Annotated in this window: 15 protein-coding genes and 1 pseudogene; 12 read left to right on the top strand and 4 right to left on the bottom strand. The window is 71.0% G+C overall.

What is annotated here, in order from left to right; all coding sequences use genetic code 11:
* The first annotated feature begins 14 nt into the window (after nt 1–14).
* Nucleotides 15–857 (top strand): hypothetical protein, encoded by an 843-nt coding sequence (locus ACIQOE_RS20830; protein WP_351932713.1) that lies wholly within the window; start codon nt 15–17, stop codon nt 855–857.
* A 52-nt stretch (nt 858–909) separates the two neighbouring features.
* On the opposite strand, the gene ACIQOE_RS20825 is transcribed toward ACIQOE_RS20830, so the two are convergent.
* The 3 genes from ACIQOE_RS20825 to xylA form a co-directional block, all read right to left on the bottom strand.
* Nucleotides 910–1,092, bottom strand: a complete 183-nt coding sequence (locus tag ACIQOE_RS20825) for a hypothetical protein (RefSeq protein ID WP_351322844.1) — start codon at nt 1,090–1,092, stop codon at nt 910–912.
* Between the two features lie 272 nt (nt 1,093–1,364).
* Entirely contained in the window at nt 1,365–1,643 is a 279-nt protein-coding gene (locus tag ACIQOE_RS20820; RefSeq protein ID WP_399009816.1) for a hypothetical protein, read from the bottom strand.
* 409 nt (nt 1,644–2,052) lie between these two features.
* Entirely contained in the window at nt 2,053–3,219 is a 1,167-nt protein-coding gene (xylA, locus tag ACIQOE_RS20815; RefSeq protein WP_365553983.1) for a xylose isomerase, read from the bottom strand.
* A 216-nt stretch (nt 3,220–3,435) separates the two neighbouring features.
* Between xylA and xylB the strand changes: the two genes are divergently transcribed.
* From xylB to ACIQOE_RS20775, 8 genes are all read left to right on the top strand, one after another.
* Nucleotides 3,436–4,881, top strand: a complete 1,446-nt coding sequence (xylB, locus tag ACIQOE_RS20810; RefSeq protein ID WP_365553981.1) for a xylulokinase — start codon at nt 3,436–3,438, stop codon at nt 4,879–4,881.
* A 54-nt stretch (nt 4,882–4,935) separates the two neighbouring features.
* The gene (locus ACIQOE_RS20805; protein ID WP_401412883.1) at nt 4,936–6,144 is read left to right on the top strand and encodes an ROK family protein; all 1,209 of its coding nucleotides are present in this window, start codon (nt 4,936–4,938) and stop codon (nt 6,142–6,144) included.
* Between the two features lie 272 nt (nt 6,145–6,416).
* The gene (locus tag ACIQOE_RS20800; protein ID WP_401412881.1) at nt 6,417–7,832 is read left to right on the top strand and encodes an APC family permease; all 1,416 of its coding nucleotides are present in this window, start codon (nt 6,417–6,419) and stop codon (nt 7,830–7,832) included.
* Entirely contained in the window at nt 7,829–8,842 is a 1,014-nt protein-coding gene (locus ACIQOE_RS20795) for an acetamidase/formamidase family protein (RefSeq protein ID WP_401412879.1), read from the top strand. Before ACIQOE_RS20800 ends, ACIQOE_RS20795 begins: the two co-directional genes overlap by 4 nt.
* Nucleotides 8,843–8,887: 45 nt before the next feature.
* Nucleotides 8,888–9,493 carry an N-acetylmuramoyl-L-alanine amidase gene (locus tag ACIQOE_RS20790; protein ID WP_351322369.1) on the top strand — a complete coding sequence of 202 codons (606 nt, stop codon included), beginning with the start codon at nt 8,888–8,890 and terminating at the stop codon, nt 9,491–9,493.
* A 52-nt stretch (nt 9,494–9,545) separates the two neighbouring features.
* Nucleotides 9,546–10,838: a GAF domain-containing protein gene (locus ACIQOE_RS20785; RefSeq protein ID WP_365553970.1), complete on the top strand. Its 1,293-nt coding sequence runs from the start codon at nt 9,546–9,548 to the stop codon at nt 10,836–10,838.
* Between the two features lie 95 nt (nt 10,839–10,933).
* Nucleotides 10,934–12,457, top strand: a complete 1,524-nt coding sequence (locus tag ACIQOE_RS20780) for an aldehyde dehydrogenase family protein (protein WP_365553967.1) — start codon at nt 10,934–10,936, stop codon at nt 12,455–12,457.
* Between the two features lie 272 nt (nt 12,458–12,729).
* The gene (locus tag ACIQOE_RS20775) at nt 12,730–13,131 is read left to right on the top strand and encodes a hypothetical protein (protein ID WP_401412876.1); all 402 of its coding nucleotides are present in this window, start codon (nt 12,730–12,732) and stop codon (nt 13,129–13,131) included.
* 151 nt (nt 13,132–13,282) lie between these two features.
* Here ACIQOE_RS20775 and ACIQOE_RS20770 read toward each other — a convergent pair.
* A pseudogene (locus tag ACIQOE_RS20770) lies at nt 13,283–13,552 on the bottom strand (hypothetical protein); the annotation flags it as partial.
* 235 nt (nt 13,553–13,787) lie between these two features.
* Here ACIQOE_RS20770 and ACIQOE_RS20765 point away from each other — a divergent pair.
* The 3 genes from ACIQOE_RS20765 to ACIQOE_RS20755 all read left to right on the top strand — a co-directional run bounded on the left by ACIQOE_RS20765 (nt 13,788) and on the right by ACIQOE_RS20755 (nt 17,438).
* Nucleotides 13,788–14,249, top strand: a complete 462-nt coding sequence (locus tag ACIQOE_RS20765) for a hypothetical protein (RefSeq protein ID WP_365553962.1) — start codon at nt 13,788–13,790, stop codon at nt 14,247–14,249.
* 1,226 nt (nt 14,250–15,475) lie between these two features.
* Nucleotides 15,476–16,189, top strand: coding sequence for a hypothetical protein (locus tag ACIQOE_RS20760; protein WP_401412874.1), 714 nt, complete (start codon nt 15,476–15,478; stop codon nt 16,187–16,189).
* A gap of 70 nt (nt 16,190–16,259) precedes the next feature.
* Nucleotides 16,260–17,438 carry an ISAs1 family transposase gene (locus ACIQOE_RS20755; RefSeq protein ID WP_401412872.1) on the top strand — a complete coding sequence of 393 codons (1,179 nt, stop codon included), beginning with the start codon at nt 16,260–16,262 and terminating at the stop codon, nt 17,436–17,438.
* Nucleotides 17,439–17,461: the final 23 nt, after the last annotated feature.

Below are 17,461 nucleotides of genomic sequence, written 5' to 3'. Positions count from 1 at the left end.
ACTGGGAGGCAGGCATGGCCGGGACGACGGACGAGGAGGCTCTCGCCGCCGCGGACGAGGCGCTGTACGTGCTCACGGCGGTGCTGCTGACACCTGCGAAGTTTCCGAGCGTGCTGGGCGACGACTACCCTGAGGCCTGTGCCGCGCTGGAGCTGGCACCGCGCGCCGACGGCTACGGACTGGTCCTCGGCCAGGACGGTGGCGGGGCGCGCTGGACGGTCGTCGTGGACGACGTGTCACTGGTCGCCGTCGCGATCGCGTCGTGGGACTGCGGCATGGAGCACGACCTCTCCCCCGACGAACGCACGGTGGTCGCCGCGCTGCCGGGCTGGCCGCTCGCGGTCGCCGTGTCGGCCCCGAACGTGCCCGCGCCGCATGATCCCGGCCCGGAGATGGCCGACCGTGCCCCGCTGACCCCTCCCGACACCAGCTCCTGGGGCCCGGCGCAACGGCGGCTGGGCGCGGACGAGATCGCCCTCCAGTGGGCGGTCTGGCGGGAGCAGATCGGCGACGACCACTTCCCGGCGCCGCCGGAGGCCCCCGCGGCCGCCGGTGAGGCTCCGGGCAACGGCGACGCGGCTCCGAAGGGTCATCTCGGGATCCGGCGCGTCCTGGCCGAGGCGCGCGCCTACGTGGACACGCCTCCGCCGCTGGGCCGGGTCCGCTCGTCGTTCGCCCCCGGTGACGCGCGTACGCTGCGCGCCGACGGGCCCGGCTGGTCGATGGTGGCGCGCACCGACGACATCGCCTTCGTGCTCCTCGACGACGAACCCGGCGAGGTCCTGCCCGTGGGCCGGGGCCCCGAGCTCCCCGGCCTCCTGGAGGCGCTCGACAAGATGGCCGTACGGCCCCTGTGAGCCTTCCCGGGTCACGTCACCGCCACGGGTCCCGAGATCTCGGGCAAGTGACTCAGCGGCCGATCTCCTTGCGCGTGACCCTGCGCAGCCTGCGCCGCTGCGACGGGTCCAGGGTCAGGTAGGCGGCCACCGGGACACCGACCACGATCAGGAACGTCACCCACCAGGGCAGCCATATCAGCAGGATGAGCCCGACCGCCACACCGCCTACGGCGATCTTCGCGTTCTTCGACATCAGCGTCGCCTCCTTCGCGGCCATTGCCGCGCTCTGATCTGAGAACGGCCCCGCGCCTCCCGCGGTTCCGGACGGCGCCCCTGAGACATCCCTGACGAGCGACCCCTACTGGTCCCGGACACCGGTCGAACAGCTTGTGAAGCGGTGCCGCTCTCAGCGTAGTCACTCCGCGCCGTCTGCCGGGACGGACTGTTCCCCGGCCGCCGCCGCTCCGGCGGAGCCTGTCGACGCCCACTCCCCAGCGGTCCGGGGCCGGCGGCGGCCTGACGGGATCATCCCGGCAGTGAGGGCAGCAGTGAGTCCAGGCCGCTCGGCAGTTCGCTGGGCAGTTCCGACGGCCAGCCGGAGGGGAGCCCGCTCGGCAGTCCGGACGGAAGACCGCTCGGCAGTCCCGAGGGAAGGCTGCTGGGCAGCTTCGTCGGGAGGCTGAAGGAGGGGCGCGGCGAGCCGGACGGGGTCGGGCTGCCGGAGCCGGACGTGCCGGCGGGAGAACCACCACCGCCGGAGACCATCAGGACCGCGACGGTGACGACGACTGCGGCAGCCAGCACGGCCAGTACGGCGTACAGCGGACCCCTGCGACGACGGGGCGGCTCCGGATACGGGCCGACGGCGGTGGGCGGACCGTAGTCCCCGGATCCCCCTCCCGGAGGTGGTCCGAATCCTCCGTACGGAGGCGGGTCGTAGCCGCCCGAGGGCGGGGTTCCGTTCGGCGGGCCGGGCGGGCGGGGCGGTACGGGCGGCATGGCCATACCGCCAAGACTCACCGCGTACCGGTCATCGCGCGAGACCCGCGCGGGAGTTGATACGGACTCGGGCAACGGACCGTACGGTTCCGGAGCATTGTCCGTGCGAGTCAGTCGTGCGCGTGCGGTGATCCGTGCGTCGCGCGGTCGCGGGCAACGGCACGCGCGCGTGCGGGCGCCCCGTGGGGAGCGGCCTGCACGCGCGCGTCCTCGGTCAGCCGCGGGCGCCCAGCAGGTGGTCCATCGCCAGCTGGTCGAGCTGCTCGAAGGCCATGCCGCGGGCGGCGACCGCCTCCACGTCGAACTCCTCGAAGGCCGTGCGGTCGGCGAGCAGCGCCTGGAGGCCGTCGCCGGCGGTGGGCTGGGCCAGCTGGTCCAGGCGGGAGGCGCGCAGGGCCTCCTGGACCTCGGGGTCGGCGCGGAAGGCCGCGGCGCGCTCCTTGAGGATCAGGTAGTTGCGCATGCAGCCGGCGGCGGAGGCCCACACGCCGTCGAGGTCCTCGGTGCGCGGCGGCTTGAAGTCGAAGTGCTTCGGACCCTGGTAGCCGGCGCTCTCCAGCAGGTCGACCAGCCAGAAGGCGGCACGCAGGTCACCGGCGCCGAAGCGCAGGTCCTGGTCGTACTTGATGCCGGACTGGCCGTTGAGGTCGATGTGGAAGAGCTTGCCGGCCCACAGGGCCTGCGCGATGCCGTGCGGGAAGTTCAGGCCGGCCATCTGCTCGTGGCCCACCTCGGGGTTGACGCCGTACAGCTCGGGGCGCTCCAGGCGCTCGATGAAGGCGAGCGCGTGGCCGACGGTGGGGAGGAGGATGTCGCCGCGGGGCTCGTTCGGCTTGGGCTCGATGGCGAAGCGCAGGTCGTAGCCCTGGGCGGTGACGTACTCGCCGAGGAGGTCGAAGGCCTCCTTCATGCGGTCGAGGGCGACTCGCACGTCCTTGGCGGCGCCGGACTCCGCGCCCTCGCGGCCGCCCCAGGCGACGTACGTCTCGGCACCGAGCTCGGCGGCCAGGTCGATGTTGCGGATGGTCTTGCGCAGCGCGTAGCGGCGCACGTCGCGGTCGTTCGCGGTGAACGCGCCGTCCTTGAAGACCGGGTGGGTGAAGAGGTTCGTGGTCGCCATCGGCACCTTCATGCCGGTGGCGTCCAGGGCCTGGCGGAACCGCTTGATGTGCGATTCGCGCTCGGTGTCCGAGGACCCGAAGGGGATCAGGTCGTCGTCGTGGAACGTCACACCGTGGGCGCCCAGTTCGGACAGGCGCTGCACCGTCTCGACGGGGTCGAGGGCGCGACGGGTGGCGTCGCCGAACGGGTCCCTTCCCTGCCAGCCGACGGTCCACAGGCCGAAGGTGAACCTGTCCTCGGGGGTGGGCTGGTAGCTCATGCCGCGGCTCCTTGCTCGGGGGTTCTGCGCGAAGACTGTGCCGGACGACTGTCGTGCCGACTATTTCGTCATGGCGGTTTACAAATTAGTATGCCGACGCGTCCCTGGGAAGGGTCACCCTGTCCCCGAAGGACGAAATCCGGTTCGCGACACCCCGTCGAACCGGAAAAATTGCAGGTCAGATACATCGCGAGCCGCGGAAAAAGGGAGAGCCCGATGTCAGCAGCCGAGGGTCCGCTCGTCGTCGGCGTGGACACGTCCACCCAGTCCACCAAGGCGCTGGTGGTCGACGCGTCCACCGGACAGGTCGTGGCGAGCGGCCAGGCGCCGCACACCGTGTCCTCGGGCGCGGGCCGGGAGAGCGACCCGCGCCAGTGGTGGGACGCGCTGTGCGAGGCACTGCGCCAGTGCGGGGACGCGGCGCACGAGGCGGCCGCCGTGTCGATCGGCGGCCAGCAGCACGGTCTGGTCACACTGGACGGGCGCGGCGAGCCGGTGCGGCCGGCCATGCTGTGGAACGACGTCCGTTCGGCGCCCCAGGCGCGACGTCTGATCGAGGAGCTGGGCGGCCCGAAGGCCTGGGCGGAGCGCACCGGCAGTGTGCCGGGCGCGTCGTTCACCGTCACCAAGTGGGCCTGGCTGGCGGAGCACGAACCGGAGGCGGTCCGCGCGACCAAGGCCGTACGGCTTCCCCACGACTACCTCACCGAGCGTCTGACCGGACAGGGCACGACCGACCGCGGTGACGCCTCCGGCACCGGCTGGTGGGCGTCGGCGACCGAGGCGTACGACGCGGAGACCCTCGCCCACGTGGGCCTCGACCCGGCGTTCCTGCCCCGGGTGGTCCGGCCCGGTGAGATCGCCGGCACCGTGCGCGACAGTCACGAGCTGCCGTTCTCCAAGGGCACCCTGGTCGCGCCGGGTACCGGCGACAACGCGGCCGCGGCGCTCGGGCTCGGGCTGCGCCCCGGGACCCCGGTGCTGAGCCTGGGCACGTCGGGCACGGTGTACGCCGTCTCCAGGCACCGTCCCGCCGACCCGACGGGCACCGTCGCGGGCTTCGCCGACGCGCACGGCGACTGGCTCCCGCTCGCCTGCACGCTGAACTGCACCCTCGCGGTCGACCGGGTCGCGGCGCTGCTCGGCCTGGACCGCGAGGCGGTCGAGCCCGGCACCTCGGTCACCCTGCTGCCCTACCTGGACGGCGAGCGCACCCCCAACCTGCCGAACGCCACCGGGCTGCTGCACGGCCTGCGCCACGACACCACCGCCGGGCAGCTCCTGCAGGCCGCCTACGACGGCGCCGTGCACGCCCTGCTCGGCGCACTGGACCTGGTGCTGGACGCGGACGCCGACCGGACCACGCCGCTGCTGCTGATCGGCGGCGGGGCCCGGGGCCGGGCCTGGCAGGAGACGGTACGGCGGCTGTCCGGGCGCCCGGTGCAGGTGCCCGAGGCCAAGGAGCTGGTGGCCCTCGGCGCCGCCGCGCAGGCGGCCGGACTCCTGACCGGCGAGGACCCGGCGGCGGTGGCCCGCCGCTGGAACACCGCCGCGGGCCCCGTGCTGGACGCGGTGGAACGGGACACGGAGACGCTGGCGAGGATCTCCGGGGTACTCTCCGACGCGGCCCCGCTGCTGGAGCGGGCGCCGCAGGACCGGTGACCGCGCGGGAGACGGGTCGCAGGACATCCGAGGAGACCGGGGACTGATCGAGGCATGACCGCACCGCTGCACGAGGCCCGTCCGACGGCGAACGGCCGTGCCCTGCCGGACACCCAGCAGGGCATGCGCCGGCGCAACCTCGCGCGCGTGATGCACGCGGTCAGCGCCGAGGGCCCGCTGTCGCGGGCCGCGGTCGCCTCACGCATCGGTCTGACCCGCGCAGCGGTGTCGACCCTGGTCGACGAACTGGTCCGCTGGGGCCTCCTGGAGGAGCTGGGCCCCGAGCGGCCCAGCCGGGTCGGTCGGCCCGGCTCCGCGCTCGCGGTGAGCGGGAGCGGGCCGTGCGGCATCGGGGCGGAGGTCGGGGTCGACCACCTCGCCGTGTGCGCGGTCGACCTGCGCGGCGAGGTGCGGGCGCGGGCCGTTCGGCACGGCGCGAACCGGGGCCGGGCGCCGAAGCCGGTCGTGGACGAGCTGTCCGCGCTGGTCAGGCAGGTCGCGGCGGACGCGGAGCGGGAGGGCCTTTGGCCGGCCGGTCTCGCGGTCGCCGTCCCCGGCCTCGTGGCTCGCGACGGGCACACGGTCGTGCACGCCCCGAACCTCGACTGGCACGGCACCGACCTCGGCGCGCTGCTGCCCGCCGACCTGCCGCCCACGGTCGACAACGAGGCCAACTTCGGCGCTCTGGCCGAGCTGTGGCTCGGCGACGCCACCCCACCGGACTTCCTGCACGTGTCCGCCGAGATCGGTATCGGCGCCGCGGTCGTCGTGGACGGCCAGCTGCTGCGCGGCAAGCGGGGGTTCGCGGGCGAGCTCGGCCACGTGCCGGTCCATCCCGAGGGCCCGGACTGCGCCTGCGGCGGACGCGGATGCCTGGAGCAGTACGCCGGCGAGGAGGCGGTGCTGCGCGCGGCCGGTCTGGAGACCCGCGAGGACGCGGTGGGCCTGCTCGCCCGGCGGGCGGGCGAGGACCACGAGGGTGTACGCCGCGCCCTGCACGACGCCGGTACCGCCCTGGGCATCGCCCTGACCGGTGCCGTCAACCTCCTGGACCCCGAGACGGTGGTCCTCGGCGGCGCCCTGGCCGGCCTCGCCCCGTGGCTGCTGCCGTCCCTGGAGACCGAACTGGCCGGCCGAACGACGGGGCCGGCCTGCCCGGTCACCGTCTCCCGCCTCGGCCCCGAGGGACCTCTGCTGGGCGCCGCCCACTCGGTGGTCCGCGCCGTACTGGACGACCCGGCTACGGTGGCGGAACGGGTCTGACGGAGTTCGACCACCGTCCCCTGCCACCTCCTTCACCCGTTCGGATGGCGAGGTTTTCCACAACGGCCGTCCTGTCCACGGAATCACTCGGCGCCCTTCTGCCCGCCCCGTCCTCGCCGTACCGTGATTCACGCGAAGCGGTCCGTGGGACCGATGGGTTCACGCACGTCGGGGGGTGTGTATGACCGAGGGGACGACCGGAGTGGCGACCGCGGGACTGCGGCGGGACGCCATCGGGTTGCGGGAGGTTCCTGTTCCAGAGCGTCACGGCGATGGCGCCCGCCGCCGCCGTCGCCGCGTCCATTCCGTCGGGAGCGGCCTTCGCCGGGGGCAGTCTGCCGCTGGCGGTGGTGATCGCACTGGTGGCCTGTCTGTTCACCGCGTCCTGCGTGGCCGAGCTGGCCAGGGAATTACCCGCGGCGGGCTCCGTCGCCACCTATGCGGCGCGCGGACTCCATCCCGCCGTGGGCTTCCTGGTCGGCTGGGGCTACGTGTTCGTGGAGGCGCTGGTGCCGCCGCTGCTGCTGCTCCAGCTCGGATTCACCGTGGCGGGGACCCTGCACGAGGAATGGGCCTCCTGGCCGGCCGACCTGTGGTGGCCGTGGTCGCTCGCCGGCGCAGCCGTGATCGCCGTCACCGGATATCTGGGGGTACGGGCCTCCGCCCGTTTCGGGACGGTCCTCGGGGTCTTCGAGGTCGCGGTCCTCCTGGTCTTCGCCGGATGGCTGATCGTCAAGGCCGGTTCCCACAACACCCTGTCCGTGTTCGGCACTTCGCACACGGCGAAGGAGTACGGGGGCTTCAGCGGGGTCTTCGCGGGATCCGTCTACACCGTGCTGGCGTTCGCGGGTTTCGAGGCGGCCGCGCCGCTTGCCGAGGAGACCCGCGACCCGCGCCGTACGATGCACCGCGCGGTGCTCGGCGCGGCCCTGGGGATCGGCCTGTTCTACGTGGTGACGACGTACGCGATGACCGTGTACTTCGGGCCGGACCGGTTCGCCGGGTTCGGCGCGGCGGGCGACGCGTCCTGGGAAGGCGTCGCCCGGGCCTCCTTCGGGCTCTTCTGGGTCCTGGTGTTCCTCGCCGTGGTCAACTCGACGATCGCCAACGCCAACGCCTGCGCCAACGTGTCCACCCGGACGGCCTTCGCGCTGGCCCGCATCCGGGTCCTGCCGCGCGTCCTCGCAACCCTCCATCCCCGGTACCGCTCCCCCGTCGCCGGTGTCGCCGTCCAGACGGCCGTGGCGGTCGGCGCCGTGCTCGGGCTGGGCTTCGGATACGACCCGGTGACCGCTTTCCTGCTGCTCGCCACGGTGATCGTCACGGTCGTCATCGGCGTCTACATCGTCGTCAACCTCGCCTGTGCGGGCTACTTCCTGCGCCGCGGCCGGTCCTCGCTCCGGCCGGTGCGGCACCTGCTGCTGCCGCTGCTGGGCATCGTGGCCTTCGTGCCCGCCCTGCTGACCGCGGCAGGCCTGCCCGTCTTCGACTTCGTGACGGAGCTGACAGCCCCGGTGTCGTACGCGGGTCCGGTGGTCGGCGTCTGGATGGCGGCCGGCGTGATCGTGCTCCTGGTGCTGATACGCCGCCACCCCGAGCGCATAGCCGAGACGGCACGTGTCCATCTCGAAGAAGCGGACGACCCGACGCACGCCGTCGACCGGCGGAACGGAGAACCCACACGATGACCGACCCCTTCGTCCTCACCGTCCGTCCCGAACCGGGCCAGTACGCCTGGACGTTCGGCGGCGCGCCGCCGGTCGCGCGGATCGCGCCCGGCACCGTCCTCGACCTGTACACGGAGGACTGTTTCGCCGGGCGGGTGCGGTCCGAGAAGGACCTGGTGTCCGAGGTGTGCGAGTTCCCGTTCCTCAACCCGCAGACCGGACCGTTCCACGTCGAGGGCGCGGAGCCCGGGGACACCGTCGCCGTGCACTTCGTGTCGATCGAACCGGCCCGGGACTGGGCGGCGTCCACGACCGTCCCGCTGTTCGGTGCGCTCACCTCGACGCACGCCACCGCCGGCCTGCAGCCGCCGCTCCCGGAGAAGGTCTGGATCTGGCAGCTGGACCGGACCCGGCGCACCGCTCTGTTCCGCGCCCACGAAGGCGGGTTCGAGCGGGAGCTGCCGCTCGATCCGATGCACGGCACGGTCGGTGTGGCTCCCGCCAACCTGGAGGTGCGCTCGGCCCTGGTGCCGGACGCGCACGGCGGGAACATGGACACGCCCGAGATGCGGGCGGGTGTCACCTGCTACCTCGGGGTCAACGTCGAGGGCGCGCTGCTCAGTCTGGGAGACGGGCACGCCCGGCAGGGCGAGGGCGAGACCTGCGGGGTGGCCGTCGAGTGCGCGATGAACACCGTGGTGATCGTGGAACTGCTGAAGGGAATCGCGACGCCCTGGCCGCGGCTGGAGTCGGACACCCACATCGTCTCGACGGGGTCGGCACGTCCGCTGGAGGACGCCTTCCGGATCTCGCAGCTCGATCTGGTGCAGTGGCTGGTGCGCGACTACGGATTCGCCGAACTGGACGCGTACCAGTACGCGACCCAGACGGTGGAATCGCCGTTGGCCAACGTGTGCGACACCAACTACACGTGCGTGGCCAAGCTCCGCAAGGAGTGGCTGCCCGCGCGCGAGACTTACCGCGGGCTGCACGCGCGGCTGCGCGAGACCGCGGCGGCCCTGCGCCGCTGAGCGCGACTCCCCGCTTCGGGCACGCTGGAGAAAGGCACCTCATCCATGGACCGGGCACGACCGCTCCCCGCCAGGCGACTGCTCCTGAAGGGCGCGGCCCTGGCCGCCGTCCCGTACACGCTGCTCCCCGCGCCCCCGGCGGGCGCGCGGACCGGAGTGGTCGACTATCCGAAGGCCGAGTGGCAGGCGGCGAGCGGTGAGAATCGCACGGCGGCCCAGCGCCCCGACGAGTACGACATCGACCGGGTGATCATCCATGTGACGCAGCACGCGTACGCCGGCACGCTGTCCATCTTCCAGAACCCGAAGAAGCGGGTGTCCGCGCACTACCTGCTGCGTTCGGCCGACGGCCATGTGGCCCAGTGCGTCCGGGAGTCGGACGTCGCCTGGCACGCGGGGAACTGGGACTACAACACCCGCAGTGTCGGCATCGAGCACGAGGGCTGGGTGGAGCAGCCGGAGTACTTCACCGACGCCCTGTACACGGAGTCGGCGCGGCTGACGGCGTCGATCTGCGACAGGTACGGCATCCCGAAGGACCGCGACCACATCATCGGGCATGTCGAGGTGCCGGGGACCGACCACACCGATCCGGGCCGGCACTGGGACTGGGTCCGCTACATGAGGCTGGTGGGCCGGTCCTCGGAGTGAGAGCGAGGCAGAGCGGTCGAAACGGTTGTCCGGGCGAACACCCCGAGTGACGATGTCCCCAGCCGCATCGCCTTCCGGGGAGGCCGAGTTGACCGATCAGTGGGTGGCCCTGGAACCGGGGACCGACCCTGCCGAGCGGGTCCGGGTGCTGCGCCGGGCGTACGAGACGTTCACCACGGCGGGCACCGTGCCGCGCCCGGTGCGGTCGGTGGTGGCCGAGTCGTGGCGGCGCTCGGCACGGGCCGGGGTGGGGCCGGAGGGCGCGGCGCGGGTGGAGCTGACCGACGGCGACCTCGGGGCCTATCGCGCGGAGCATCCGCTGGCCCGGGTGATGCCGCTGGTGCGGGAGCTGATGGGCACGTTCGCGGCGGACGGCGAACACCTGCTGGCGGTGTGCGACGCGGACGGCAGACTGCTGTGGGTGGAGGGCGATCCGGCGACCAGGCGCCGGGCGGACCAGATGAACTTCGTGCCGGGCGCGCGCTGGTCGGAGAGCGAGGTCGGCACCAACGCCCCGGGGACTGCGGTGGCGTTGGACCGGCCGGTACAGGTGTTCGCCGCGGAGCACTTCATCCGCCGGGTGCAGCCGTGGACGTGCGCGGCGGCGCCGGTGCACGATCCGCGTACCGGGCGGGTGCTGGGCGCGATCGACATCACCGGCGGCGACCGGCTGGCGCATCCGCACAGCCTGGGCTTCGTGCAGGCGGTGGCGCGGGCCGCCGAGTCGCAGCTGGCGCTGCTGGATCCGCCGGCACCCGTAGACGAGCCGCCCGCGCTGACGGCGCTCGGCCGGGACGAGGCCGAACTCCGCCTGGACGGCCGCCGGATCAGGCTCGGCCGACGCCACAGCGAACTGCTGGTGCTGCTGTCCCGCCACCCGGAGGGACTGACCGGCGACGAGCTGCTGTGCGCGCTGTACGAGGACGAGTCGGTGACGCCGGTGACGCTGCGGGCCGAACTGACCCGGCTGCGCAAGCTGCTGGGCCCGGGCCTGCTCGCGTCCCGGCCGTACCGGCTGACCGCTCCGGTCGAGTCCGACGCGAGCGTGGTGGAGCGGCGGCTGGAGGCGGGGGCGGTGACGGCGGCCGTGACGGCGTACCCGGGTCCGCTGCTGCCCGCCTCGCAGGCACCCGCGGTCGTCCTGCTCAGGCGGCGGCTCGCGGACGGGCTGCGGGCGGCGCTCATCGCGCGCCGCGACCCGGACCTGCTCGCCGACTGGGCGCACGCGCCGTGGGGCGAGGACGACGTGCAGGTCTGGCGGGCCCTCGCGGCGGTGCGGCCGACGGCGGTGGTCCGCAGCCGACTGGCCGCGCTGGAGTCGGAGTTGGCGGCGCCGCCCCGCTGACCTGCGGTGCAACGGGGGCGCAACGTACGTCTACGTAGCCTGCGCGCCGGAGCTGCCCAACGGCGGGCAGCGCATCTGCGAGGAGGCAGGCCACCATGACCCGTTACGCGGCGCCCGGCACCGAGGGCGCGATCGTCTCCTACCAGGCGCGCTACGACCATTTCATCGGCGGCGAGTACGTGCCGCCGGCCCGGGGCCAGTACTTCGAGAACCCGTCGCCGGTGAACGGGCAGCCGTTCACCGAGGTCGCACGGGGCACCGCCGAGGACGTGGAAAAGGCACTGGACGCGGCCCACGCGGCGGCGCCGGGCTGGGGCCGCACGTCGGTGACGGAGCGGTCCGACATCCTGCTGAAGATCGCCGACCGGATGGAGGCGCACCTCGAACCGCTCGCGGTCGCGGAGAGCTGGGAGAACGGCAAACCGGTACGCGAGACGCTGGCCGCGGACATCCCGCTCGCCATCGACCACTTCCGGTACTTCGCGGGGGCGATCCGCGCGCAGGAGGGGTCGCTGGGCGAGATCGACGACGACACGGTGGCGTACCACTTCCACGAGCCGCTCGGGGTCGTCGCGCAGATCATCCCGTGGAACTTCCCGATCCTGATGGCGACGTGGAAGCTCGCGCCCGCGCTGGCCGCCGGGAACGCCGTCGTCATCAAGCCGGCCGAGCAGACTCCGACGTCCATCCACTACTGGATGAGCCTGATCGCGGACCTGCTGCCGCCGGGCGTGGTGAACATCGTCAACGGCTTCGGCGTGGAGGCGGGCAAGCCGCTGGCGTCCAGCGCCCGGGTGGCGAAGGTCGCGTTCACCGGGGAAACCACGACGGGGCGGCTGATCATGCAGTACGCCTCGGAGAACATCAAGCCGGTGACCCTGGAACTGGGCGGCAAGTCCCCGAACATCTTCTTCGACGACGTCTGGGCGCACGACGACGACTTCCGTGACAAGGCCCTCGAAGGCTTCACGATGTTCGCGCTCAACCAAGGCGAGGTCTGCACCTGCCCGTCCCGGGCCCTGGTCCAGCGCGGTCAGTACGCCGACTTCATGGCGGCCGCGGTCGCCCGCACCCAGCAGATCAAGCCGGGCCACCCTCTCGACACCGACACGATGATCGGCGCACAGGCCTCCAACGACCAGCTGGAGAAGATCCTCTCCTACCTGGACATCGGACGGCAGGAAGGCGCCAAGATCCTCACCGGTGGTGAACGCGTCGAGCACGACGGCGAGTTGAAGGGCGGCTACTACGTCCAGCCGACGATCTTCGAGGGCGACAACCGGATGCGGATCTTCCAGGAGGAGATCTTCGGCCCGGTCGTGTCGGTCACGTCCTTCGACGACTTCGACGACGCGATCAAGATGGCCAACGACACGCTGTACGGCCTCGGCGCGGGCGTCTGGACCCGCGACATCAACACCGCCTACCGCGCGGGCCGCGCGATCCAGGCGGGCCGGGTGTGGACGAACTGCTACCACGCCTACCCGGCGCACGCGGCATTCGGCGGCTACAAGCAGTCCGGGATCGGCCGCGAGACCCACAAGATGATGCTGGAGCACTACCAGCAGACGAAGAACCTCCTGGTGTCGTACTCGCCGAAGAAGCTGGGCTTCTTCTAGACACAGAAAAAGGGCGCCTGACCAGGGCAGCTGCCCGGCAGGCGCCCTTTTTGGCGCACATCTAAGCAGCGAGTCGAAACACGCCCTTACTCCCGATATCTCCCACCCGTTTCCCAGCTCTGACCAGCAGTTCCGGGGCATTTCCGGGCCAAGGTCCTGCTAAGAGCTCGTAACACGATCACGTGACCCAGCCCCGGTAGTCGTGTCGTGGTGGAGCGTGGGAGCGTGGCCCTGGATCGTGGGCGATGGCCTGTGTGGGGAAGCGGGGCTGGATGAGCGTGGTGTGGGCGGCGACGTCGCCGGAATCGGGACTGTTCGATCCGGTTGAGCGACGCACGGAGGTGAAGGATTTGTCAGATCGCTTCGACGACCTGCGTTCCTGTGGCCAGGGATATGTCGAGGTTCGGTCGCCGGACAGGGAGTTCCCGGTACTGACCCTGGCCTTCCGAGTTGATCACGCGGTCGTCCACATGATGAGTGACACGGAGCGGATGTCTCTGCTCGCAGGAGACGGCGCCGTGTCCTCGGGTACCGAGGTTGAAGTCCCGATCGTGGACGATCTCACCGTGTTCACGGGCGAATTTGTCCTCGATGTCGATCGGGCGTGGGACCTGGTGCACGAGTTCATCCAGACGCGGGCGGCCGGCCCTTTGGGTGAGTGGTGTGTGGTGTAGCCAAAGAGTTCGTGCCGCGATCATGATCGGTGCTTCTTCAGGCGCCTCCAGCAGATGAGGCCGCAGGCCAATGAGACGAGGGCGTCGTGGAGTTCGGTTCGGCGTTCCCATCGCACGGCGAGGCGTTTGAACTGGTGGAGCAGGGCGAAGGTCTGTTCGACGACGTTGCGGTGACGGCAATCTTCCAGCCCTCGCCGTCCGTGCCGGGGCGGCCTAGCGGGAACCAGCCGAGGTAGAACCTGCCGTCCCTGCTACTGACGTGCACCCCCGCGCGGTCGTCGACGATCAGGTGGAAGTCCTTGGCGGAGAACAGATCCATGACCCCGGTCGGCCGACCGGGGCCGAGCTGCCACTCACGCAGTCGCAGTGCGTCGACCGCAGTGGAGAAACCGGGCCCGCAGGGGCTACGGTCACGGGCAATCACCTCTCTGACCTGGGGTTTCCTGCATGGTCGTCTACGTTGACATGCCCTCACGCCGTTGGCCAGTCTTTCCGCAATCTTTCCTGTCTGCCCCAGGCGAACTGACGTCCTTCGACAGTGAAGCCAGTCGCTTTGCCATCCAATCAAGGCTCCTAGAGCCGGGCTCCTTGGTGAGTCGATCCAGTGATCGGCGCCCCCTGAATGCTTGCGGCATCGCGCATGGAAACCTGTCCACATGGATAGATTCGCGGACCGACTCGACGGCGGGTGGAAGTGGTGGGAGGCCGCCATCGAAGAAGCGCAGGAGGGGCGCTGGGTCCGCGACGCCGTGGAACGGCAAGTCATCAAGGACATCGGCGCCGCCACAAACCCTCTCCACGGCGGACGGATGGCCCCGTTCACCGAGGACTCGTGGCACGTACGCATCGGGAGGATCGCGAACTGGGCCGGGGTGCTGCGGCTCGCGGCACGATCAGGCGGATGGGAGCTCCGACCCGTCGCCGGACACATCCCGCCAAACCCTGCCGGCATCGCCGAACTGCTGTCTGGCATCTACGCGGTCGGCGAGCAAGGAGAAATCTGGATGCGGCAGCTCCTGAAAGGTCAGCTGCCACCTGAAGACGAGATCGCGAAGGCCGAGGGCTTCCTCACCGGGCCGGGATCCGTCGAGGACCTTGAGCTCTTCTTCTACGACTGAAAGGCCATCGCTTGGTCGTCACCGCCGCGCCCAGATGAGGATGCACGGGCGGGACACCACTGAGTCCACCGGCAAAAACTCCCTCCCAACGGAACACAACAACGGCATCGGCACACCGGACGGAGCGCAACCGGCCACGCCCCTGCACCGACGCCGGGCACACCAACACCCTCATCTCCAACTACCCACGGCAATCAGCAGAATGCGCATCATGTCCACCGTGTGGGGTAGCGCGCGGAAGCACTCAACAGCGCAGCCCCGCACACCACTTGACCGCGCAAGCGTCCCACGCGCGCCTCGCAACAGCCCAGCCCGTCACCCCGCGCTCACTACCTGGGCTCCAACCGACGGGGTATGGGCCGGGCCAACGCCAGGGGCTGCTGATGGTCGGCATGGCCTGTTACGGGCTGAGGCGGACCGGTGAATGCCGGCGTCGAGACACCGGGCCGCCTACCTGGCTCGGGCTTGCAGGTAAGCGGTCCATTCGGTTGCCGTGCGGGAGCGCCATCGCGTGAGGGTGCTGAGGTGGAGGCCGAGCATGGATGCGAGAACGGCCGGAGGCATGTCCTGGGCGAGCTCGATCAGGGCGGTAGCCCGTGCGGGCGGCTGGGAATTCCGTGCTCGGCGAGACGGCGGGCCAGTGCACTGCCGGTGATGTGACCGCCCGGCTCGGCCGAGGGGAAGAGCCAGGGGTTGGGGTAGTTCGCGGCCTAGCCCGGTGGCCGTGGCCGGTCCGCGAACTCGGTCAGCCTCCGCGTCGGCCCTGCTTGCCCGCCCTCGCAATTCAGGTTGCCGACCGTCGTACCGGCCTTGAGACCTGTCCTCTCGGCCCGTAGTCCGCGTCGATGCGCCGGCGCTTGGCCGCCGCGGCCTCCCCGCCCCGCAGTATGAGTCCTGCCCCGGCCTGACGGTCGTGTGCCAGAAACCGACCGGTCAGCGGGCGGCCCCTGGCGCACGACCGTCTGGCGGCCGAGGACGTTCGCTCGTACCGGGCTGGAGAGACAGGCATGTACGCCGACACTGCGTGCACGCCATCCCTAGAACCACGCGGTGGCCCTGCAGTCCAGGGCCTCGGCATGGTCGGCGGGCGTCCATTTCGTGATCACATGAGATGACGATAGGGAGAGCGGGCGGTTCCTGCTCATGTCCATTGCGCCTCGGAGCCGTTGCGTCTCCTCATACCGTCGGGTGGAGTGAGCCGACTGCGCTAGGAGATGATCCCGTGCGTGACTGAAGAGGCAGGTACAGACGCGGACGACGCTTGTGCGTGGGCCGAGCGGCTGGGCTGGGCGTTCGCACTGATAGCGGAAGATCCGGCCGCAAGAGCCGCAACGCTCGTCCATCTGGCTGAGGCCCAGAGGAAGGTCGCGGACGCACTCGCCCGATCCAACGAGATGTGGCGGCTGACGAGGCCCCTGGGGGTGGAGGAGCAGTACCGGGAGCCGGCGTTTCTGCAGGCTCGCCAGAGGCATCAGCAAGCCCAGCGGCGTTCGCTGCCTGATGGGGTGTGGTGTGGCCCTGTGAGCGGGGATCTGGCGACTTGGCCGGGGCTGCCCTATGTGCTGCTCTTCCTGGAGTGGGAGGCGAGGTACCCGCTGGAGTGGACGCAGCATGCGAAGGCGTGGGGTACGAAGCAGAGCCTGATCCGGGCGGTCGCCCGTGCTCGCCAGGAAGAGGCGACCAGGGCGAAGCTCATCGACCTGGTCGAGATCGTCGTCCACCGGGCGTATCGCTGCAAGGATCGCGAGTACGTGCGGGTTGCCCGGGCAGTCGACAGCGCTGACCTGCGCGGCAGGCTCGATCGGGCTGCCGATGCGGACAATCCTTGGGCCCGGTGCCATGCCGGGTATGTGCTCTGGCTCCTTGACCGCCCTGACCTGCCGAATACCCGTCGTGTCTGGCAGACCTGGGTGGCAGGAGAGGCTGCAGCGTTGCTGTGACCGGGCACGATGCGAGGAAGGTTCCCGTGATCATGGAGTGCTCTATGCCCCGTGACCTGCCTGGAAGACCGTGCCTGCCGACGCATCCCTGATTCCGCCTGCCCTTGACCTGCTCCGCGAGCACTCCGACGTGGGGCCCGGGGAGGTGCCCGGCCTGCTGGAGTGGCTGGCTCGGGTGCCGGATCCACCCGATCCGCGCGGCGTGCGCCATGCCCTGACCCTCGTCCTCACACTGACCGCCTGCGCGGTGCTGACCGGCGCCACCTCGCTGCTGGCAGTCGGCGAGTGGATCGCGGACGCCCCGCCCCACGTGCTGGAGCGACTCGGCCTACGCCCTGATCCAATACTGCCCCGGAGGCTGGTGCCCTCGGAGGCGACGATCCGCAGGCTGCTCGCCCGCATCGACGGTGATGCCCTGGACCAGGTGGTGGGCGGATGGCTTGCTGACGGCCGGCCCGAGAGCACCGGGCTGCGCGGACTGTCCGTGGATGGTATGTCCCTGCGCGATGCAGCGAAGGCCCGGGGGCGGAGGATCCATCTGCTCGCCGCGGTGGAGCACACCATCGGGCTGGTCCTGGCGCAGCTCGACGTCGGCGAGAAGAACGGTGAGATCACCCGCTTCCAGCCGCTCCTCGACACCGTCGCCGACCTGACCGCAACCGTGGTCACCAGCGACGCGCTCCATACGCAACGCGAGCACGCTACTTACCTCCTGGGCCGCGGGGCCCATTACATCGCGATCGTCAAGGGCAACCAAAAGAAGCTGCGCAAGCCGCTGAAGTCCCTTCCCTGGAAGGACATCCCGTTCCAGGGCCGCACCCGGGGCACCGGCCACGGCCGCGCGGAGATCCGGCGGATCAAGGTCGCCACCGTGAACAACTTGCTCTTCCCCGCCGCCCGCCAGGCCGTTCAGATCAAGCGCCGCCGCACCGACCGCAAGACCGGCAAGACCACCATCACGACCTTCTGCGCGGTCACCAGCCTGACCGCCGGGCAGGCCGCCCCCGTCCAACTCGCGAGATTGATCCGCGACCACTGGAAGATCGAGGCCCTACACCACATCCGCGACACCACCTTCGCCGAGGACGCCTCCCAGCTGCGGACCAGCAATGCACCCCGTGCGATGGCGTCATGGCGCAACCTCGCCGTCGGCGCCCTCCGCCTGAGCGGCGTCAAGAACATCGCCGCCGGCCTCCGTCGCAACGCACGCGACGCCCGCCGGCCCCTCGCACTCCTCGGTCGCGCATGATCACAAAACGGGCGCCCGCCGAC

This window comes from Streptomyces sp. NPDC091282 (assembly GCF_044757385.1).
GTDB classification, from domain to species: domain Bacteria; phylum Actinomycetota; class Actinomycetes; order Streptomycetales; family Streptomycetaceae; genus Streptomyces; species Streptomyces gramineus.
Note: the sequence above shows the minus strand (reverse complement) of the source record. Positions and strands in the feature narration are given on the sequence as shown.